A 20,566-nucleotide genomic window follows, 5' to 3' on the forward strand; every position below is an offset into this window, starting at 1 on the left:
CGCGCCGGCCGGGTCACCGTCGCCGTGCTCCCCGCCCCTGGCCCACTCCTGACCGGTTACGCCCGGAGGAGCCCTGCGTCGTGGGCGAGGATCGCGGCCTGGACGCGGTTGGCGCACTGCAGTTTGGCCAGGAGCCGGGTCATGTGGGTCTTCACGGTGGCTTTGCTCACGTGCAGACAGGCGGCGATCTCGGCATTGGACTGGCCGTCGCCGACGAGGCGAAGCACCTCGCGTTCGCGTTCGGTCAGCGCGGACGTACGGCTGCGGGCGTCCGCCTCCCGGGATGTCTCGCGAGCGGCGAACGTGGAGATCAGGCGGCGGGTCACCGACGGGGCGAGCAGGGCGTCCCCGTCGTTGACGGTCCTGACCGCCTGGGCGAGGTCGCGGGGGCGGGTGTTCTTGAGGAGGAAGCCCATCGCCCCGGCCTGCAGGGCCGCGTGCACGTACTCGTCCAGGTCGAACGTGGTGAGCACCACCACCTTGGGGCTGCCGGGCAGTTGGGTGATCTGCCGGGTCGCGGCCAGTCCGTCCATGAGCGGCATCCGGATATCCATCAGGATTACGTCCGGCCGGTGTGCGCGGGTCAACTGCACTGCCTCGGAACCGTTGCAGGCCTCGGCCACCAGGCTGATGTCCGGGTCGGCCTGAAGGATCATGGCGAGGCCGGCTCTGACCAGGTCTTCGTCGTCGGCGAGCAGCACGCGGATGCTCATGGCGCTGTTCCTCTCGTGGGTATGACGGCGGAGACCCGGAAGCCGCCGTCCTCCCGTGGTCCGGCCTCGAAGGATCCGCCCAGCACGGCGACGCGTTCCCGGAGCCCTACCAGGCCGTTGCCGCCACTGGGGAGCAGGGGGGTCAGGGGTGCTGCGGGCACCTCATTGTCCACGGTGAGATGCAGCGCGTCGGCCGCGTAGCGGAGGTGGACGCGGGTGGCGGAGCCTCCCGCGTGTTTGTGCACATTGGTCAGCGCCTCCTGGACGAGGCGGTAGACGGTGCGCTCCGCTGTCACGTCCAGCGGGCGGCACGTACCGGACCGGGCCAGTTCGATCCGCATGCCGGTACCGCGTGACTGCTCGACCAGCGTGGGCAGATCCTCCAGGGTGGGCTGCGGTGTGCGCGGCGCACCGGACTCGCTCTCCGCACTCTCCTCGGGCCGCAGCACACCCAGCACCTGGCGCAGCTCCTCCAGGGCCTGCCGGCCGATCTCGCCGATGAGTTCGGCGGCCTCGGCGGTCTTCCGGTCGCTCACCGAGACCTCCAGAGCCCCGGAGCGGATCACCATGAGGCTCACCCGGTGCGCGACCACGTCGTGCATCTCCCGCGCTATCCGCGTCCGCTCCTCCATGCGGGCCTGGCGGCCGAGCAGTTCCTGTTCCCGTTCCAGTCGCTCTGCCCTCTCCCGCAGGCTCTCCAGCATCAGCCGTCGCGCTCCCGCATACATGCCGGCCAGCACAGGCACGACGACGAGGAGGCCGATGCCGTTCACCAGGAACTCGGGCGCGAAGCCGCGCGCCTCGACGAACACCGCCGTGGCGGTGACGGCGAGGACCGCAACCGTGGAGATCAGCAGGAGCGTGCGGCGGCTGCGACCGTATTTGGCCAGCGAGTACAGGCACACGGGCAGTACGGGGAAGGTGACCTCGAGGGGCGTGACGAGGAGGGCGGCCACGCACAGCGCCAAGGGCATGCGGCGGCGTCCGATCAGTGCGAGACCCAGCACGATCGACAGGACGAAGAAGACGGGCGCCGGAATCCCCCAGGGATGGTCGTCGAATGCCACGAACAGGACGGGGACCACGGCACAGCCCAGCGCGACGCACGCGTCGAACAGCATGGCGCGGCGGCTCTCCCACCACAGCGGGCGCGCGGGCACCGCCACCCGCAGCCGTCCCGGAAGGCGTATGGCGATGCGATCCTCCAGCGTGCTTCACCGGTCGGTCCTGGTGATGCGGCCCGACCCTACCTGCTGACACACTCGCCTCCACGTGCTCGCCGCAGGTGGGCGGACGGACATCTCAGAGGGAGGATGCGGCCGGTGATCGTCGTAGCGGGAGAAGCCCTGATCGACCTCGTCCCGGCTGCGGGGCCCGGGGATGCCGAGCTGCCTGCCCTGCTGCCGCGGCGCGGCGGCGGCCCGTACAACACGGCGGTGGCGCTCGGCCGGCTGGGCTCCCCCGTCGCCTTCTGCTCACGCGTATCGACGGACGCCTTCGGGGAGGCGCTGCTGCGCGGGCTGCGCGCCGACGGGGTGGACACCTCGCTGGTCCAGCGGGGCCCGGAGCCCACTACGCTCGCGCTCGCCGCGATCGGCGCCGACGGCTCGGCGGGCTACGGCTTCTACGTCGAGGGCACGGCCGACCGTCTCTTCGAGCTGCCGCAGCGGCTGCCGGACAGCGCCCGCGCGGTGTCACTGGGCACCTGCTCGCTGGTACTGGAGCCGGGCGCGAGCGCGTACGAGCAATTGCTGCGGCGGGAGGCCGGGCGCGGACTGTTCACCGCCCTCGACCCGAACGTCCGGGCCGCGCTGATCCCCGACGCGGACGCCTACCGGGCGCGCTTCCGCTCCTGGCTGCCGCACACCGCCCTGCTGAAGCTGTCGGAGGAGGACGCGGACTGGCTCGGCGGCACGCCGCGCGAGTGGCTGGCGGCCGGGCCCGCTGCGGTGGTGCTCACGCATGGGGCGGACGGGGTGCGGGTGCTGACCCGGGACGGCGGCGAGTTCGCCGTGCCGGGCGAGAAGGTGGACGTGGTGGACACGATCGGGGCGGGCGACACGGTGAACGCTGCGTTGCTCCACCGGCTGGCCGCGCACGACGCGCTGTCGCCCGGCGCTGTGGCGGGGCTCGGCGCGGACGAGTGGCGGGACATCCTCGGCTTCGCCGCCCGCGCGGCGGCGATCACCTGCTCCCGCGCGGGCGCGGAGCCGCCGTACGCGGCGGAACTGGCGGACTAACGCAGGATGCCCGGGCGCGGCAGGCGCCGCCCCGCCGCACCCCGCTCGCGGTTCCTCCGGTCTCCCCTACGCCCGGCGTGCCTTCGCCGTTCTCGCCGTCTTCTTCGCGACGGCGGGCTTCTTCACCACGGCGGGCTTCTTCGCCGCCGAGCGCTGTTGCGGGACCGCGTCACTGACCCGCTCCCCCAGCAGGTCCCGCAGGAACTTCCCGGTGTGGCTCGCCGGGACCGCCGCGACCTCCTCCGGCGTGCCCTCGGCGACCACCAGGCCGCCGCCGCTGCCGCCCTCCGGGCCCATGTCGACGATCCAGTCCGCCGTCTTGATCACATCGAGGTTGTGCTCGATGACGATCACGGTGTTGCCCTTGTCGACCAGACCCGACAGCACCCTGATCAGCTTGCTGATGTCGTCGAAGTGCAGGCCCGTCGTCGGCTCGTCCAGCACGTACACCGTCCGGCCCGTCGAGCGCTTCTGCAGCTCGCTCGCGAGCTTCACGCGCTGCGCCTCGCCGCCGGAGAGCGTCGGCGCCGGCTGCCCGAGGCGGACGTACCCGAGCCCGACCTCGTTCAGCGTCCGCAGGTGGCGCGAGATGGTCGGCACGGCCTCGAAGAAGTCGAGTGCCTCCTCGATCGGCATGTCCAGCACCTCGGCGATGGACTTGCCCTTGTAGTGGACCTCCAGGGTCTCCCGGTTGTAGCGCGCGCCGTGGCAGACCTCGCACGGCACGTACACATCCGGCAGGAAGTTCATCTCGATCTTGATGGTGCCATCGCCGGAGCAGTTCTCGCAGCGCCCGCCCTTGACGTTGAAGGAGAAGCGGCCCGGCAGATAGCCGCGCACCTTCGCTTCCATCGTCTCCGCGAAGAGCTTCCTGACGTGGTCGAAGACACCGGTGTACGTCGCCGGATTGGACCGGGGGGTGCGGCCGATGGGTGACTGGTCGACGTGCACCACCTTGTCGACCAGGTCATCGCCGTCCACGCGCGTGTGCCGACCGGGCACCGTCCTGGCGCCTTGCAGCTCCCGCGCCAGGTGCGTGTACAGAATGTCGTTCACCAGCGTCGACTTACCGGACCCGGACACGCCGGTCACGGCGGTGAACACGCCGAGCGGGAAGGACACGTCGATGTCCTGGAGGTTGTTCTCCCGGGCGCCGCGCACCGTGAGCCGCTGTGTGCCGTTGACGGGCCGCCGGATGTCCGGCGTCGGGATGGACTTCTTGCCGGCCAGGTACAGCCCGGTCATCGACTTCTCGTTGCCCAGCAGCTCCTTCAGCGGGCCGCTGTGCACCACCTTGCCGCCGTGCTCGCCCGCGCCCGGGCCGATGTCCACCACCCAGTCCGAGGTCTTGATGGTGTCCTCGTCGTGCTCCACGACGATCAGCGTGTTGCCGAGGTCCCGGAGCCGTACGAGGGTCTCGATCAGCCGGTGATTGTCGCGCTGGTGGAGGCCGATCGACGGCTCGTCCAGCACGTACAGCACGCCGACCAGACCGGAGCCGATCTGCGTGGCGAGCCGGATGCGCTGTGCCTCGCCGCCCGACAGTGTGCCCGCCGCGCGGTTCAGCGACAGATAGTCCAGGCCCACGTCGACCAGGAAGCGCAGCCGCTCGTTGACCTCCTTCAGCACCCGCTCGGCGATGGTCTTCTCACGGGCGGTGAGCTTCATCTCCCGCAGGAAGTCGGCACAGTCGCTGATCGACATCGCGGAGATCTCCGCGATGGACCTCCCCTGCAGCGTGACCGCGAGAACGATCGGCTTGAGCCGGGTCCCCTCACAGGTCGGGCAGGGCACCTCGCGCATATAACCCTCGAAGCGCTCCCGGCTGCTGTCGCTCTCCGCCTCCGAGTGCCGCCGCTTGACGAACGGCACCGCGCCCTCGAAGGAGGTCGTGTACGCGCGCTCCCGCCCGTAGCGGTTGCGGTACCGCACCTCGATCTGCGTCCGGTGGCCCTGCAGCAGAGCCTTCTTCGCGCGCTGCGGCAGTCCCTCCCACGGGATGTCCGTACGGAAGCCCAGCGCGTCCGCGAGGGCGCCGGTCAGCCGGGCGAAGTAGTCCTTGGTGTGGCCGTGCGACCACGGGCTGATGGCGCCCTCGTCGAGCGACTTCTCCGGGTCCGGCACGATCAGCTCGGGGTCGACCTCCATGCGCGTGCCGATACCGGTGCAGTCGGGGCAGGCGCCGAAGGGCGAGTTGAAGGAGAAGGAGCGCGGCTCCAGCTCCTCGAAGGACAGGTCGTCGTACGGGCAGTAGAGGTGCTCGGAGAACATCCGCTCGCGCTGCGGGTCGTCCTCGTCGAGGTCGACGAAGTCGAGGATCACCATCCCGCCGGAGAGCCCCAGCGCTGTCTCGACCGAGTCCGTCAGCCGCCGCTTCGCGCTCTCCTTGACGGTGAGGCGGTCCACGACCACCTCGATGGTGTGCTTCTCCTGCTTCTTCAGCTTCGGCGGGTCGGCCAGCTGGATCGTCTGCCCGTCGACCCGGGCCCGGCTGTAGCCCTTGGTCTGGAGGTCGGAGAAGAGGTCGACGAACTCGCCCTTGCGCTCGCGCACCAGCGGCGAGAGCACCTGGAAGCGGCTGCCCTCCTTCAGGCCGAGCACCTTGTCGACGATCGCCTGTGGCGACTGCCGGGAGATCGGGCGGCCGCACTCGGGGCAGTGCGGCTTTCCGATGCGGGCGAAGAGGAGGCGGAGGTAGTCGTAGACCTCGGTGATCGTGCCGACCGTCGAGCGCGGGTTGCGCGAGGTCGACTTCTGGTCGATGGACACGGCCGGGGACAGGCCCTCGATGAAGTCCACATCGGGCTTGTCCATCTGGCCCAGGAACTGGCGCGCGTACGAGGAGAGCGACTCGACGTAACGCCGCTGCCCCTCGGCGAAGATTGTGTCGAAGGCGAGGGAGGACTTGCCGGAACCCGACAGGCCGGTGAAGACGATAAGGGAGTCCCGGGGCAGGTCGAGCGAGACGTTCTTGAGGTTGTGCTCGCGAGCGCCACGGACGATGAGACGGTCGGCCACGCCGGTCGGCACCTTTCTTGAGAGAGGCGGAGGTGCGCCGCACCCCCGCGGTCCAGGGTATGGGGGGCGCCACAGCGATGTCTTATTGATGCCAGAGCTGAGCCTATAGCACGCGCATTCGATTTACGGGGACCCTTCACCTCCTTCACCCGAACGTGTGTCGGCGATAGCGTCGAGTCATGAATGATCACGTGATCGACCACGTCCAGGACACGGCCGCCGTCCAGGAGGCCACCGGCCGGCTGCTCGCGACGGTGCGCAAGCTGGACGACGCGGCGCTCCGTGAGCCGTCCCGGCTCCCGGGCTGGTCGCGCGGCCATGTGCTCGCCCACCTCGCGCGCAACGCCGACGCCATGGTCAACGTCCTCACCTCGGCGCGCACCGGCACCCACATCCCGATGTACGCAAGCGCCGAGATCCGGGCGGCGGACATCGAGCGCGACGCGCAGCGCCCGCTCGCCGCCCACATCGAGGACCTGCTCGCGAGCGCCGACCGTTTCAACACCGCGGCCGCCGCGCTTCATCCCGAGGCGTGGCAGCGGACCGTCGAGTTGCGGGGCGGCGTCACCGACCTCGCCGAGCGGGTGCCCTTCCGCCGCCTCATCGAGGTCGAGCTGCACCATGTCGACCTCGGCACCGGCTGCGAGGTCGAGGACCTCCCGGACTCCTTCGTCGCCCGCGACCTGGAGTACGTCGCGGGCGAGCGGTTCGCGGGCCGCCCCGACGTCCCGGCCCTGGAGATCCGCACGGACGACGGCCGCGCCTGGCGTACGGGGCGTGCGGGCCGTGCGGACGGTGGTGTCGAGGCCGTGGTCAGCGGGCCCGCGGCCGCCCTGCTCGGCTGGCTCACGGGCCGCTCCGACGGCGCCGGACTCGACGCCCACGGCTCCGCCCTGCCCGACCTCCCGCCGCTAGGCTGACGGCATGACGTACAGCGGAGTTGTGACGGTCGGCGGACCCGCGGATGTGCACGAGCTGACGGACCTGATGATCTCCAAGGTGGCGGTCGGCCCCATGGAGAACAACGCCTACCTGCTGCGCTGCCGCGCCACGGATGTGCAGTTGCTGATCGACGCGGCGAACGAGCCGCGGACCCTGCTCACCCTCATCGGGGACGGCGGCATCGCCTCGGTGGTCACCACCCACCAGCACGCCGACCACTGGCAGGCGCTGGCCGAGGTCGTCGAGGCCACCGGAGCGCGGACGTACGCGGGCCGCCACGACGCGGCGGGCATCCCCGTACCGACCGATGTCCTGGTGGACGACGGCGACACGATCCGCGTCGGACGGGTCGAGCTGACCGCGCGCCACCTCGTCGGGCACACCCCGGGAAGCATCGCCCTGGTCTACGACGACCCGCACGGGCACGCGCACGTGTTCACCGGCGACTGCCTGTTCCCGGGAGGGGTCGGGAACACGCACAACGACCCGGACGCCTTCGCCACCCTCATCCACGACGTCGAGACCAAGCTCTTCGACGCGCTCCCGGACGAGACCTGGGTCTACCCCGGCCACGGCAACGACACGACGCTGGGCGCCGAGCGCCCGCACCTGCCGGAGTGGCGCAAGCGCGGGTGGTGACCGCGTTGCGGGCATTCGTTCCGCGGGGCTGCCGTAGACGCGGACGAAACGGGGACCCCCCGGCGGGGGGCGCATCCTCGCCGTGTGCAGCCCGGTGGCCGGGGTGCGCCCACCTGTTCCGCCCTGCGGAACGAATGCCCGCACCCCGGCGAAGCGACGCTCGCCCGTCTCACGCCACCGCTCTCACACCACCGCCAGCCCCGCCTCGTACGCCGCCTCGAAGTGGTCGTCGATCAGGACGACCGTGCGTCCGGCCGCGTCCAGCATCGACGCCGCCGTCGCGGCGCGCATGCCGCTCGCGCAGTGCGTCCAGACCGTCCCGGGCGGCACCTCCGCCAGCCGCCCGTACAGCTCGTGAATCGGGATGTGCACCGAGCCCGCCAGAGCCCGGTCCGCGTACTCGGAGTCCCGGCGCACGTCGAGGACGACCGGCTGATCACCGCGCCGCACCGCCTCCGCCAGGGCACCGAAGCCCGCCCGCCGGAAGCCGCTGGGCCGGTCGTCCCCCGCGACCCAGTCCGCCGGTTCGCCGGTGGCCGCCGCGGCCGGACGGTCGATGCCGACGCGGGCCAGCTCGCGCTGGGCGTCGGCGACCTGTCCTGGCGTCTCGGCCAGCAGCGTGACGGGCTTGCCCCATGGCATCAGCCAGGCCAGGTAGGTGGCCAACTGGCCCTCGCCCTCGAAGTTGTACGAGCCGCGCACGTGCCCCGCGGCGAACGCCACCCGGTTGCGCAGGTCCACGACCCACTCCCCCGCCCTCAGCCGGGCCGCGATACCGGAGGCGTCCGCGGCCTTCGGCGGGGTCAGGTCCACGGGCGGGGGCCCGGTGGCGTTCACGGGCCCCATGTGCGCGTAGTACGCGGGCACGTCGTCCAGGCCCGCCAGCAGCCGCGCCACGAACGTGTCGACGTCCTGGACCAGCGCATCGTTCCTCCTGCGCTCCGCACCCACGGTCGTACGGTCCGCCGCCCGCGACGGGCCGGACGCGCAGAAGCTGCCGAAGCCGTGCGTGGGCAGGACTTGGGTGTCCTCGGGGAGGCGGTCGGCCAGCCGGTGCGCGGAGGCGTGCTGGGCCCGGGCCAGTTGCTCGGTCAGGCGGGGTTCGACCAGGTCGGTGCGGCCGACCGTGCCGATCAGCAGCGAGCCCCCGGTGAAGGCGGCGACCGGGCGGCCGTCGTCGCGCAGGACGTACGTGGTGTGGTGCGGGGTGTGTCCCGGGGTCGCGACGGCCTCGAGCGCCAGGCCGTCGTCGACCGGGATGGTGTCGCCGTCGGCCACCGCGGTCCGCTCGTACGACACCTGGGCGCCGGCGGGTACGAGGTAGCGGGCGCCGGTGACATGGGCCAGTTCGAGGCCGCCGGTGATGTAGTCGTTGTGGACGTGGGTTTCGGCCACGTACGCGATGCGGGCGCCGCAGCGCTCGGCCGCGGCGATCACCCGGTCGATGTCGCGCGGAGGATCCACGACCGCGGCCGTCCGGGGACCGGCGACGAGATAGCTGCGGTTGCCGAGGCCGGCCGTGTCCAGGGTGTCGATGGCGTGCATACGAACCTCTCGTCCGCAGCGAGTACCCCGCGAAGCCGGTCCGCAACGCGGCCGCGGGGGCGAGCGGACGGCGTCAGGCGTCGAGTCTCTCCTCGGCCCGGGCCCCGGTCTCGTCCCGCCCCTGCCCCTGCCCCTGCCCCTGCCCCTGCGCCAGCTTCCTTGACGCACGGAGGCTGGTGATCGTCGTGATGATCAGCACCCCGCAGATCACGCCGAGCGAGACCGGAATGCTGATCTCCGGGACATGGACCCCCGACTCGTGCAGCGCGTGCAGCACCAGCTTCACGCCGATGAAGCCGAGGATGACCGACAGCCCGTACGACAGGTGGACCAGCTTCTTCAGCAGCCCGCCGATCAGGAAGTACAGCTGCCGCAGCCCCATCAGCGCGAAGGCGTTGGCAGTGAAGACGATGTACGGGTCCTGAGTGAGGCCGAAGATCGCCGGTATGGAGTCCAGCGCGAAGAGGACGTCCGTGGTGCCGAGCGCCAGCATGACCACGAGCATCGGGGTCATGACGCGCTTGCCGTGCTGCTGGATGAACAGCTTGGTGCCGTGGTAGCGGTCGGCCACGCCGAAGCGCTTCTCGGCCGCCTTGAGCAGGCGGTTCTCCTCGTACTCCTCGTCGTGCTCCTCCGCGCGCGCCTCCTGGATGAGCTTCCAGGCGGTCCAGATGAGGAAGGCGCCGAAGAGGTAGAAGACCCAGGAGAAGCTGGCGATGATCGCCGCACCGGCTGCGATGAAGACCGCGCGGAGCACGAGCGCTATGAGCACACCCACCAGCAGCACCCGCTGCTGGTACTGCGAGGGCACCGCGAACTTCGCCATGATCAGGACGAAGACGAAGAGGTTGTCGACGCTCAGCGACTTCTCGGTGATGAATCCGGCGAAGAACTCGCCCGCGGGCTGCCCGCCCGCGAAGACCAGCAGGCCGAGGCCGAAGAGGGCAGCCAGAACGACCCAGACGGCCGTCCAGATTCCGGCTTCCTTGACGGACACGTCATGGGGCTTGCGCCCGATGAAGAAGTCGGCCGCGATCAGGGCACACAGACCGGCGATGGTCAGCACCCACAGGGTGAGGGAAACGTCCACTGCTCCTCCGGCAGAGTCGTACGGCAGGTTTCAGCGTCAACAGCTGTCGTAACTGCCGGAGGTCTCTTCCACCCGTGACGGCGCACCGCGCACCACACCGGGCCGACGCCCCGGGATCTGTCACCGATCCGTACTGACGGGAACGTCGCAGCAGGAGTACTCCCCTCCGCGCCAAGAAGAGTACACGGAACACCAAGGAAAGGTAAAGGGATTGGCAAAGGGGAGCCAAGGGCGCAGGTCAGCGGCCCCAGGCCCGACGGGCTTCGGCAACCTGTCCGAGTACCTGATGCAGCACCGCGCTCCCGGCCGGGGCGAGCGCGGGCTCGTACGTCCAGGCGTGACCGACCCACGGGTCGGCCAGGTAGTCGTCGGGGACCGGCGTGATCCGCAGCAATGCCCGCCACAGCGGGTCGAGCACCGGCCCGTACTCCCGCGCGTCCTCCCGGTCGGCGACCATCATCAGATGCACGCCCACGGCGGGACCCTCGTCCGCGAGGTAGCGCAGCTGGGTGACCGCGCGGTCGTCGAAGCCGTGCGGGAAGTCGTTGACGATCAGCAGCTGTTCCGCGGTGTCCAGGTCGGGAGGCAGCGAGTCGGACACCCCGCCGCGGATGGCCATCTGGACGAGGTCGACGCGCTGCGTCAGCCTGGCCAGCACGGCCGTCACTCCCCCGGCGCCGGAGGCGGGCGGCTCGCGGAGCACACCGGACTGCGTCAGCGGAGCGAGCGAGGACGCGGCGGAGCCCGCGGGGTCGATCGCCTGGACCGTGAACTCCCCTGCCGGGTAGACCGCGAGCATACGGGCGGCGTGCGCGACGGCGGTGTCCATGGCCAGCCGGCGCAGCTCGGCGGAGTCGGCCAGCGCCCCTTCGGCCGAGCCGGTCCTGCCGCTGTCCACCCACAGCCCGCGCTCCAGCGGCAGCCGGATGAGCATGGGGATGCGGAGTTCGGGGCGCTCGGGGAGATGCAGGTCGCCGAGGCGCAGCGCCATCGGGGTCTCCATCGGGACGCGGTAGCCCTGCCAGACCGGGCTGTCCCAGCGGGCGAACGCGGGCGGCAGCGCGGGCTCGACGACCTCGGACTCGGCGGTGAGCTGGGCGAGGTCGCGGTCCAGGGCGGCGCGGGCCTGGTCGACGAGCTGGGCGTGCTTGGCGCGGGCCTCGGCGCGGGCGGCGTCGCCCGCACTGCCGATCCGCGAGCGCGGATCGGAGAGCACCCGGTCGAGCTCCTGCTCCATCCGGGATTCGGCGAAGTCAACAGCGCTGCGGTAGGCGGCGGTTGTGCGGGCCAGGTCCTCGAACATGCCCCAGACCTGGTTATAGAGCCGCTCGTCCATGGTCCAGCCGGTGGCGTCGCCGGCGATGGGCTGGGCGGGCTGACCGGGCTGGGCGGGCGGCGCGGGCGGGGGCGGTACGGGCGGCGCCGCCGGAGTACGGCCGGGGTGCTGGTAGTTGACCGGGCCGTTGGTCACCGGTTGAGCGGGCGGGACGGGTTCGGGGCCGGGCGACGGGACGGGCCCCGGCCCGGGCGGTACGGGTGGTATGGGCGCCGGTCCTGAAGGGCCGCCTGAGCCGTCGCCGGTGCTGCCGCCGGCCGCGGCCGTACGGACCCGGCCGCCTCCGTCGGAGGGGCGCGGCGGGGGCGCGGCAACGGAGCGGGCCAGGCCCTGGGCGACGGCCTCGTTGATGACAGCGGCGAGTTGGGCGGCTTGGGTCAGCCCCTGGTCCTGGAGCATGGCGGCGAGCCCGCCCGCATACCCCTGGCCCACGGCTCGTACCTTCCAGGCGCCCTGCCTGCGGTAGAGCTCGAGGGCGACGACGGCGGACTCGCTGTCGAGACCCGTGATCGTGTAGCTGGCGATCTCGGTGCCGTCGAGGCCGGTGACGGCGACGAAGGGCGCGGCGAGGCCGGCGAAGCTCACCGGGCCGCCGACGCCGACCGGGAGCGCCAGCAGCACGTTCACCCGGTGGACGGGCCCGGGCATCGCGTCGAGGTCGACAGCGAGCCGGTGGTCGGCCGCGGCCTGCTTGGAGACCTCGAGGCCGGGGAGGTTCGGCGACGCGGGGTGGGCGACCCACTCGGCGCCTCGTATGGTGCCCTGTTCGTCGCTCAGGGTGGCTCCGGCCACGACAGGCTTGCCCGCCGATACCCGGATCTCCAAACGGGCCTGGGGCAGTGGGTGGTTCTGCCCACGCACCAGCTCGGCCGTCATCGCGTTCCCCTCGTCGTCTCGTACGTGTCGGTGGTGCCACCGGTTCGCGTTCGCGGGTGGTGCTGTTCGGCTCCCGGGGCGCGTGCCGCCGGGAGCCGTTGGCGCGGAACGGGGTGGTGCTACAGGTGGGGCAGGATCGCCGGCATCAGGTCCTGGAAGGTGCGGCCGTTGGCCGGGTTGCCGACGGCGGTCATCTGCCAGCCGCCGCCCGCGCGGTGCACCTTGGCCATGATCTGCGCGGTGTACTGGCCGCCGCCGGTCAGCGTGTAGCGCGCCAGCTCCTGACCGTTGGTCTCGTCGACAAGTCGGCAGAAGGCGTTCTGCACCTCGGCGAAGGTCTGTCCGGTGAAGGAGTTGACCGTGAAGACGATCTGGTCGATGTGAACCGGCACGCGCTGGAGGTCGACGAGAATGGCCTCGTCGTCGCCGCCCTGTCCCGCGCCGCCGACCACGTTGTCGCCGGTGTGCCGGACGGAGCCGTCGTCGCTGACGAGGTGGCGGAAGAAGACCACGTCCACGGGCTGCTTGTCGGCGAACAGCACGGCCGATGCGTCGAGGTCGATCTCCCTCGTGCGGGACCCGAAGAGTCCGCGGCGAGGCGCCGCCTGCCAGCCCAGGCCCATCCGCACCGCGCTCAGGGCGCCCCCGTCGGACTTCTGCAGGCTGATGCCCTGTCCCTTGGACAAGTTGACGCTCACGCGCTGTCCCCTCTCAAACACATTCATCGCAGCCGTTCGTCTGCGCGGCTGGACTGAAACCCTACGCAGCGCCACTGACAGTGAGGCAACGACCACGTCATTTTGTGGCGCTCTTGCAACACACGCCGATCAGGACAGCCCCGCTTCCCTCATCTGCCTCAGCTCCTTCTTCAGTTCGCCGACCTCGTCGCGCAGCCGCGCGGCGACCTCGAACTGCAGCTCCGCCGCGGCGGCCCGCATCCGGTCCGTCATCTCCTCGATGAGCTGGGCGAGCTCGGTGGCCGGCCGGTCCGTGAGCTCCCGGCCGTCCTTCGCGCCCCGGGCCGCCTTGCCCGCCGCCGCCTTGCCGCGGGCAGCGCCGCCCAGCGCGGGCACCGGGGCCTTGCCCTTGAGCTCCTTGCCCTGCCGGAATCCGGTGCCGAGCAGCTGCTCGGTGTCGACCTCTTCGCGGGCGATGGTCGCCACGATGTCGTTGATCTTCTTCCGGAGCGGCTGCGGGTCGATGCCGCGCTCCTTGTTGTACGCGATCTGCTTCTCCCGGCGGCGGTTGGTCTCCTCGATGGCCTTCTCCATCGCCGGGGTCATCTTGTCGGCGTACATATGGACCTGGCCCGAGACGTTGCGCGCCGCACGGCCGATGGTCTGGATCAGGGAGGTGCCGGACCGCAGGAATCCCTCCTTGTCGGCGTCGAGGATCGCCACCAGCGACACCTCCGGCAGGTCGAGGCCCTCGCGCAGCAGGTTGATGCCGACCAGCACGTCGAACTCGCCGGAGCGCAGCTCGCGCAGCAGCTCGACGCGGCGCAGCGTGTCGACGTCACTGTGCAGATAGCGGACCTGGATGTCGAGCTCGAGGAAGTACTCGGTCAGGTCCTCGGCCATCTTCTTGGTGAGGGTGGTGACCAGGACCCGCTCGTCCTTCTCCGCACGCGTACGGATCTCGTGGACCAGGTCGTCGATCTGGCCCTCGGTGGGCTTGACGACCACCTCGGGGTCGACCAGGCCGGTGGGCCGGATGATCTGCTCGACGACACCCCTGGAGCGGGACAGTTCGTACTGCCCGGGGGTGGCGGAGAGGTACACGGTCTGGCCGATCCGCTGCAGGAACTCCTCCCACTTCAGCGGGCGGTTGTCCAGGGCGGACGGCAGCCGGAAGCCGTGCTCGACCAGCGTCCGCTTCCGCGAGGCGTCGCCCTCGTACATCGCGCCGATCTGCGGCACCGTGACATGCGACTCGTCGATGACGAGGACGAAGTCCTCGGGGAAGTAGTCGAGCAGGGTGTGCGGGGCGGAGCCGGACTCGCGGCCGTCGATGTGCAGCGAGTAGTTCTCGATCCCGGAGCAGCTGCCGATCTGCCGCATCATCTCGATGTCGTAGGTGGTGCGCATGCGCAGCCGCTGGGCCTCCAGCAGCTTGCCCTGCTTCTCCAGCTCGGCCAGCCGCACCTCCAGCTCGGACTCGATGCCGGAGATGGCCCGCTCCATCCGCTCGGGACCCGCGACATAGTGGCTGGCCGGGAAGACGTAGAGCTCGTCGTCCTCGGTCATGACCTCGCCGGTGACCGGGTGCAGCGTCGAGAGCGCCTCGATCTCGTCGCCGAACATCTCGATCCGGACGGCCAGCTCCTCGTAGACCGGGAAGATCTCGATGGTGTCGCCGCGGACACGGAAGGTGCCGCGGGTGAAGGCCAGGTCGTTGCGGGTGTACTGGACGTCGACGAAGCGGCGCAGCAGCAGGTCGCGGTCGATCTCCTCGCCGACCTTGAGCGGGACCATCCGGTCCACGTACTCCTGCGGGGTTCCCAGGCCGTAGATGCAGGAGACGGATGCCACCACGATCACGTCCCGCCGGGTGAGCAGGGAGTTCGTCGCCGAGTGGCGGAGCCGCTCGACCTCCTCGTTGATGGAGGAGTCCTTTTCGATGTACGTGTCCGACTGCGGGACGTACGCCTCGGGCTGGTAGTAGTCGTAGTACGACACGAAGTACTCGACCGCGTTGTTCGGCAGGAGCTCGCGGAACTCGTTCGCCAGCTGGGCCGCGAGGGTCTTGTTCGGCGCCATGACGAGGGTCGGCCGCTGGAGCTTCTCGATCATCCAGGCGGTGGTCGCCGACTTGCCGGTGCCGGTGGCGCCGAGCAGCACGACGTCCTTCTCGCCCGCCTTGATGCGCCGCTCCAGCTCGGCGATCGCCGTGGGCTGGTCACCGCTGGGCTGGTAGGGGCTGACGACCTCGAAGGGCGCCACGGTGCGTTCGATCTGGGATACGGGCCGCATGGAACCACCGTACGACTCGGCACTGACAACGGACCCGGCGAGGCTCGCGGGGCCGACGGGGCGGGGGAGGCAGGGAGGCCAGGGCCTCGGGCGGCCGGCCGGCAGGGCCGATGCCTGGAATGCCGCGCCCCGACGTTCCTGAGGTGTCCCGTTCAACTTTTGGCCATTCGGAGCCTGTTCCTCGTTGGCACCCAGCTGGGACTCTCAGCCTGTCCCCGCACAGCCGACGCGAGGAGTCCACGTGCATACACGCACTGTCGCAGCCACTGTTGGCGCGCTTCTGGGTTTCTCCGCACTCGTCCTCCCCACCTCCGCGGCACAGGCCGCGGACTCCGGCATGTCGCATGGTCCGGTGGTCGTCGCGCACCGCGGCGCATCGGCGTACGCCCCCGAGAACACGCTCGAGGCGATCGACAAGGCCGATGAGCTCGGCACGGCCTGGGTGGAGAACGACGTCCAGCGGACCAAGGACGGCGAGTTGGTCGTCATCCACGACACCGATCTGAAGCGCACCACGGACGTGGAGCAGGTCTTCCCCGACCGCTCGCCCTGGAAGGTCGCCGACTTCACCCTGGCGGAGATCAAGCGGCTCGACGCGGGCAGCTGGTTCTCACCCGACTACGCGGGCGCGCGCGTGCCCACGCTCGAGCAGTATCTGAACCGGGTCAGCGCCAACCACCAGAAGCTGCTGCTGGAGATCAAGGCACCGGGGCTGTACCCGGGCATCGAGAGGCAGACGCTGCGGGAGCTGCGCGGCGAGGGCTGGCTCGACTGGTACCACGTCCGGCACAAGCTGATCATTCAGTCGTTCAGCGCCGACTCCGTCAAGACGGTCCACAAACTGCGGCCCGACGTGAAGACCGGCTTCCTGGGCACCCCGGCGGTCGCCGACCTGCCGCAGTACGCCGCGTTCACGGACCAGATCAACCCGAACTACAAGACCGTGACCCCCGAGTACGTGGCCGCCGTCCACGCCCTGCGGGGCGCGCACTGGCGACCGCTCGAGCTGTTCACCTGGACGATCAACGACGGTCCCAACGCGACACGGCTCGCTGGATACGGGGTCGACGGGATCATCACCAACACACCCGACGTCGTCCGCGAGGCTACGGAGGGGGACGCCGCGGACGCCGCTTCCGGCGCGTCCGGCTCCTTCTCCGGCGCCACAGCGCCGTAGCTCCGACTCCCGGGAGCCCACGGCGCTCGTACGGCCGCGCCCCCGAGCGGGGCGCGGCCGCGCCTTTTGCGCGGCGCTTCGCGCGCTTCGCTTCAGCTTCGCCTCACGCGCTTCGGCACGCGCTTCGCCCTCGCGCGCTTCGCCTCACGCCTGCTCACGCGCGCGTGGTGATGGCCTCCCGGGCTACGCTGCGTGAGATGAGCACCGTGACCTGGACCGTGACCGGCACCCCGATCGGACCGCTGCTGCTCGCGGCGACCAACGAGGGCCTGGTCAACGTCGTGTTCCACGCCGACGAGAAGACGGCGCGCAGGGCGCTGGAGCGGCTGGCGGGGCGACTCGGCGGAGAGCCGGTGGAGGCTACGGAGAACCCCTTCCTGGCGGAAACGGTCCGCCAGCTCCGCGCCTACTTCGCGAGCACGCTCCGTGCGTTCGACCTCACCCTGGACTGGTCGCTGTCCGGCGGCTTCAACCGGCGGGTGCTGCGCGAGCTGGCGACCGGCGTCCCGTACGGCACGGTGGTCGGCTACCAGGACCTCGCCGACCGGGTCGGCGAGCCGGGCGCGGCGCGGGCGGTGGGCGTGGCCATGGGGTCCAATCCGCTGCCTGTCGTCGTTCCCTGCCACCGTGTTGTCGAGAGCGACGGAGGGCTCGGGGGCTTCGGGGGCGGCCTGGAGACCAAGCGCGCGCTGCTGGCGCTGGAGGGCGTACTGCCGCAGCCGCTGTTCTGACGGCGCGGTACGTGGAGAGCTCGGCTCAGGGTTTCGACTCGCTCGGCTCAGAACCCGGCTCAGAACCCGGTCAGAGCTCCAGCTGGAGCAGCAGCACCCGGGCTCGCGCGTCTCCCGCGACTGCCGCCCGCTGCGCCCAGTTGCGCGCCCGTGCGGCGTGCGCCTGCTTGTCCCGCTCGCCGCTCGCCGCTTCCGCCCGCTTCAGATACAGCGCGGCCAACTCCCGTGCGCAGCCGCCGTGTCCGCGCTCCGCACCCGGCCGCAGCCACTCCTCGGCCTCATCCGCGCGCCCGCGCTCGCGCAGCGCCACGCCCAGCCGCTCGCGGCTGATGTCGTCGTTCCGCGCCTCGGCGGCCTTGCGCCACCACCCCTCGGCCGCGGGTTTGCGGCCCATGTCGTGCAGCCGTGCGCCGGGCTCGTGGAGCGGGATGTCCACGCCCCGCTCGACGGCCTTGGCCCACCAGATCAGCGCCTCGTCGTACAACCCGTCGGTGGCGCACTCGATCACCAGCTTCGCGGCGGCCGTGGCGTCGCCCGTCCTGGCCAGCTCACGCAACAGGCGTAAGGCGCCGTCGCGGTCCCCTTGATCGAGCAAGTTCTTGGCGTACTCGGCGAGGTCGTTCTCGCGCCGTCCCTGCCGCCGCTTGCGCCGCCAATTCACCGCACACACCCTCCCGCCTTGGCGCCGCACGGCACTGACTGCCCGCGGCCCGGACAACCAGTACGCCAGTCCGGCGGGCCGACGCGAAAGGGAGCACGGCCGGTGCACATGTGCACCGGCCGAAAGGGGCACGGAACCACGGCTGCGCACAGGTCAGGGTGACGGTCACCACCACGGCCGCGGCGCCGAAGCCGCCATCGGACAACTCCGGCTCGGACGACTCGGGTTCAGGCTCTGGCTCGGGCGGCTCCGACTCCGGATCGGGTTCAGGCTCCGACTCCGACTCCGGCTCCGACTCCGGCTCCGGCTCCGGCTCCGGCTCCGGCTCCGGCGGATGGTCCGCCTACTACCAGAACTGCGACGCCGCACACGCGGCTGGCGCCGCCTGCGAGTGGTAGCGAGAGCCACCCACAGACCCACCCGCCAACCGACTGACCGGCCGATTGTCAGTGGCGGCCCCTAGCGTGCGACGACCTCGCCGTCTACCACGGCCATCCCCGCCACATACGCGAGGCGGGCGCGCGCTACGTCGTCGACTCGCTGCACCCGGCTTCCGGGGGCTTCTACCGCGTGCGCGGCGAGACCAGGCGCCTGATCTGGCAACGGCCTCTACCGGACCATCCGTCGACGCCGTCGCAGTCCCCGCGCCCCGCCCCCACCCCTCCCTGAACCGGGGCACCCGCCCCAGGCCCCCCAGCGGGATCCAGGGGGCGTAGAGGCCAAAAGGCGTAGGGGCCCAGAGGCGTAGCCCCTGATTTCGGGGAGGGGCGGGGCAGGGGCGAAGTGCAGCCGGGATGGCCTAGATCGCGGAGGTGTACGGGCGGTCGCGGCGGGCGTCGTGGAGGACCGAGCCCCACCACAGGAGCTGGTCGAGCAGGACCTTCGCCGCGCCGTTGGGGCCTTCGGGTTCCCTGAGAGTGCCGTCGGGGCCGAAGAGCTCGAAGAAGCGGGGGAAGGAGACGTAGTCGCGGACGGTGTGGGCATGCAACTCGCCGAAGATCTGCCGCAGTTGCTCCATCGCCAGAAGGCCTCCGCTCGCGCCGCTGTAGCCGACGAACCCGATCGGCTTGGCCTGCCACTCGGTGAAGTGCCAGTCGATGGCGGCCTTCAGCGAAGCCGGGAAGCTGCGGTTGTAGTCCGGCGTCACGACGACGATCGCGTCCGCGGCCTCGATCCGCCGGGTGAGGTCCGCCATCTCGGCGGGGCGGTCCATCTTGGGCTGGAGCGCCGGGGGCACGGGCGGCAGCTCGACCGGCAGGGGCGTATCCGCCAGGTCGATGAGGTCGACCCTGAACTGGCCGTGCTGCTCGGCCCGCTCGACGAACCAGTTCGCGACCACCGGGCCGAACCGGCCCTGCCTGACGCTGCCGATGATCACTGCAAGGTTGAGGGGCTCACTGGGCATGTCTGTACTCCTTGTTGCCATCTGTCCGAACTGTTCGCGTCACGAGAGGGACCGCGTGGGCCCACCCCTGTGGGACCCAGGTCTCAACCTGCCGGGCGGAGCGGAAGCCAAGAAGACCGGGCTGAGACTGGTAGTGGCAGGGCCACGATCCCGGCGGCCCCGGCTGTTACGTTCGAAACGTGAGCGACAACGAGCTGGGCAGGTTCCTGCGCATCCGCCGTGAAGCCATCACACCCGCAGAGGTGGGGCTGCCCACCGGCCCCCGTCGCCGTACGCCCGGCCTGCGCCGGGCCGAGCTGGCCACGCTCGCCGGGGTCAGCGTCGAGTACGTGACGCGGCTCGAGCAGGGACGCGACCGCCGGCCGTCCGCGCAGGTGCTCTCCGCGCTGGCCGACGCGCTACGGCTCATGCCGAGCGAACGCATCCACCTGCACCGCCTCACCAAGGCCGCCGACGGGGGCTTCGCCTGCATGGGGGGCGCGACACCGACGCGCACCGTACGCCCCACCGTGCGGGCGCTGCTCGACCGCCTCGAACCCGCCCCCGCCGTCCTGCTGAACCGGCTGAGCGAGATCCTCACCTGCACGGCGGGGTACGAGCGGCTGGCGGGCCCCATCGGACTGCTGGACGGCGCGCCCCCGAACCTCGCCCGCTTCGTCTTCACCGACGACCGGGCGCGTACCGCCTACCCCGACTGGGACCGTATCGCCGACGAACAGGTCGCCGCCCTCAAGCAGGGGCCGTTCCGGGCGGACGAGCATGTGGCAGTGCTCGCCGACGAGTTGGCCATCACCGCTGGGGCGGCGTTCACCGAGCGCGTGGACACCCTGCCCGGCCTCCCGAAGTCCAGCGGCATCGTGCGGCTGGTCCACCCCGAGGCGGGCGAGCTGCGCCTGGCGTACGAAACCCTCGAACTGCCCGCGGACGACGACCAGCGCCTCATCGTCCACCTCGCCGCCGACGACGCCACTTCCGCCGCGCTCGACCGCCTCACCGGCCGCCGGCCGGGCGCGCTGCGCGCGGTGTCCGGCTGACGCTGCCGCAGACACGGGCGACCGGGTGTACGAGCGTCCGGGCGGCCTGGGGGCCCGGCGGCCCCGGGCGTACGAGCGTCCGGGCCGCCAGGCCGCCGCCTCGCTGTACGGCCGACCGCCGGCGGCCCCGAACCGCCGGCCGACCGCCACCAGTCACCCGTCCGCGACTCGCAACGAAGCTCGGTCA

17 protein-coding genes are annotated in these 20,566 nt (G+C 71.1%); 7 read left to right on the forward strand and 10 right to left on the reverse strand.

The window, feature by feature from the left end; translation table 11 throughout:
* Positions 1-56: 56 nt before the first annotated feature.
* Both ACTWP8_RS18300 and ACTWP8_RS18305 read right to left on the reverse strand, forming a co-directional pair.
* Positions 57-713 (reverse strand): response regulator, encoded by a 657-nt coding sequence (locus tag ACTWP8_RS18300; protein WP_443323195.1) that lies wholly within the window; start codon positions 711-713, stop codon positions 57-59.
* Positions 710-1,879, reverse strand: a complete 1,170-nt coding sequence (locus ACTWP8_RS18305; RefSeq protein WP_443323196.1) for a sensor histidine kinase — start codon at positions 1,877-1,879, stop codon at positions 710-712. Before ACTWP8_RS18305 ends, ACTWP8_RS18300 begins: the two co-directional genes overlap by 4 nt.
* 156 nt (positions 1,880-2,035) lie before the next feature.
* Between ACTWP8_RS18305 and ACTWP8_RS18310 the strand changes: the two genes are divergently transcribed.
* Positions 2,036-2,953: a carbohydrate kinase family protein gene (locus tag ACTWP8_RS18310; protein WP_443323197.1), complete on the forward strand. Its 918-nt coding sequence runs from the start codon at positions 2,036-2,038 to the stop codon at positions 2,951-2,953.
* Positions 2,954-3,019: 66 nt separating this feature from the next.
* On the opposite strand, the gene uvrA is transcribed toward ACTWP8_RS18310, so the two are convergent.
* Positions 3,020-5,971 (reverse strand): excinuclease ABC subunit UvrA, encoded by a 2,952-nt coding sequence (gene uvrA / locus ACTWP8_RS18315; protein ID WP_443323198.1) that lies wholly within the window; start codon positions 5,969-5,971, stop codon positions 3,020-3,022.
* A 179-nt stretch (positions 5,972-6,150) separates the two neighbouring features.
* Between uvrA and ACTWP8_RS18320 the strand changes: the two genes are divergently transcribed.
* Both ACTWP8_RS18320 and ACTWP8_RS18325 read left to right on the forward strand, forming a co-directional pair.
* Complete coding sequence (locus ACTWP8_RS18320) at positions 6,151-6,891, forward strand: maleylpyruvate isomerase family mycothiol-dependent enzyme (protein WP_443323199.1); 741 nt, start codon at positions 6,151-6,153, stop codon at positions 6,889-6,891.
* A 4-nt stretch (positions 6,892-6,895) separates the two neighbouring features.
* Positions 6,896-7,552, forward strand: coding sequence for an MBL fold metallo-hydrolase (locus ACTWP8_RS18325; RefSeq protein WP_443323200.1), 657 nt, complete (start codon positions 6,896-6,898; stop codon positions 7,550-7,552).
* 183 nt (positions 7,553-7,735) lie between these two features.
* Here the strand turns inward: ACTWP8_RS18325 and ACTWP8_RS18330 are convergent, their stop codons facing one another.
* From ACTWP8_RS18330 to uvrB, 5 genes are all read right to left on the reverse strand, one after another.
* Positions 7,736-9,097, reverse strand: a complete 1,362-nt coding sequence (locus ACTWP8_RS18330; RefSeq protein WP_443323201.1) for a rhodanese-like domain-containing protein — start codon at positions 9,095-9,097, stop codon at positions 7,736-7,738.
* A 73-nt stretch (positions 9,098-9,170) separates the two neighbouring features.
* Positions 9,171-10,187 (reverse strand): TerC family protein, encoded by a 1,017-nt coding sequence (locus ACTWP8_RS18335; protein WP_443323202.1) that lies wholly within the window; start codon positions 10,185-10,187, stop codon positions 9,171-9,173.
* A 238-nt stretch (positions 10,188-10,425) separates the two neighbouring features.
* Complete coding sequence (locus tag ACTWP8_RS18340; protein WP_443323203.1) at positions 10,426-12,399, reverse strand: TerD family protein; 1,974 nt, start codon at positions 12,397-12,399, stop codon at positions 10,426-10,428.
* Between the two features lie 119 nt (positions 12,400-12,518).
* Positions 12,519-13,097, reverse strand: a complete 579-nt coding sequence (locus tag ACTWP8_RS18345; RefSeq protein WP_443313515.1) for a TerD family protein — start codon at positions 13,095-13,097, stop codon at positions 12,519-12,521.
* A gap of 129 nt (positions 13,098-13,226) precedes the next feature.
* Positions 13,227-15,371, reverse strand: coding sequence for an excinuclease ABC subunit UvrB (gene uvrB, locus ACTWP8_RS18350; RefSeq protein WP_443323204.1), 2,145 nt, complete (start codon positions 15,369-15,371; stop codon positions 13,227-13,229).
* 241 nt (positions 15,372-15,612) lie between these two features.
* On the opposite strand from uvrB, the gene ACTWP8_RS18355 reads away from it, so the two are divergent.
* A complete protein-coding gene (locus ACTWP8_RS18355) occupies positions 15,613-16,548 on the forward strand; it encodes a glycerophosphodiester phosphodiesterase (RefSeq protein ID WP_443323205.1) in 936 nt (311 codons plus the stop codon).
* A 197-nt stretch (positions 16,549-16,745) separates the two neighbouring features.
* Positions 16,746-17,279, forward strand: a complete 534-nt coding sequence (locus tag ACTWP8_RS18360; protein ID WP_443323206.1) for a methylated-DNA--[protein]-cysteine S-methyltransferase — start codon at positions 16,746-16,748, stop codon at positions 17,277-17,279.
* A 70-nt stretch (positions 17,280-17,349) separates the two neighbouring features.
* On the opposite strand, the gene ACTWP8_RS18365 is transcribed toward ACTWP8_RS18360, so the two are convergent.
* Positions 17,350-17,940, reverse strand: coding sequence for a tetratricopeptide repeat protein (locus ACTWP8_RS18365; protein ID WP_443323207.1), 591 nt, complete (start codon positions 17,938-17,940; stop codon positions 17,350-17,352).
* 158 nt (positions 17,941-18,098) lie between these two features.
* Between ACTWP8_RS18365 and ACTWP8_RS18370 the strand changes: the two genes are divergently transcribed.
* Complete coding sequence (locus ACTWP8_RS18370; protein WP_443323208.1) at positions 18,099-18,338, forward strand: hypothetical protein; 240 nt, start codon at positions 18,099-18,101, stop codon at positions 18,336-18,338.
* Between the two features lie 401 nt (positions 18,339-18,739).
* Here ACTWP8_RS18370 and ACTWP8_RS18375 read toward each other — a convergent pair whose 3' ends face one another.
* Positions 18,740-19,345 (reverse strand): NADPH-dependent FMN reductase, encoded by a 606-nt coding sequence (locus ACTWP8_RS18375; RefSeq protein ID WP_443323209.1) that lies wholly within the window; start codon positions 19,343-19,345, stop codon positions 18,740-18,742.
* A gap of 179 nt (positions 19,346-19,524) precedes the next feature.
* On the opposite strand from ACTWP8_RS18375, the gene ACTWP8_RS18380 reads away from it, so the two are divergent.
* The gene (locus tag ACTWP8_RS18380) at positions 19,525-20,379 is read left to right on the forward strand and encodes a helix-turn-helix transcriptional regulator (protein ID WP_443323210.1); all 855 of its coding nucleotides are present in this window, start codon (positions 19,525-19,527) and stop codon (positions 20,377-20,379) included.
* The last annotated feature ends 187 nt before the right edge of the window (positions 20,380-20,566 follow it).

The organism is Streptomyces sp. 7N604 (genome assembly GCF_052245475.1).
Taxonomy (GTDB): Bacteria; Actinomycetota; Actinomycetes; order Streptomycetales; family Streptomycetaceae; genus Streptomyces.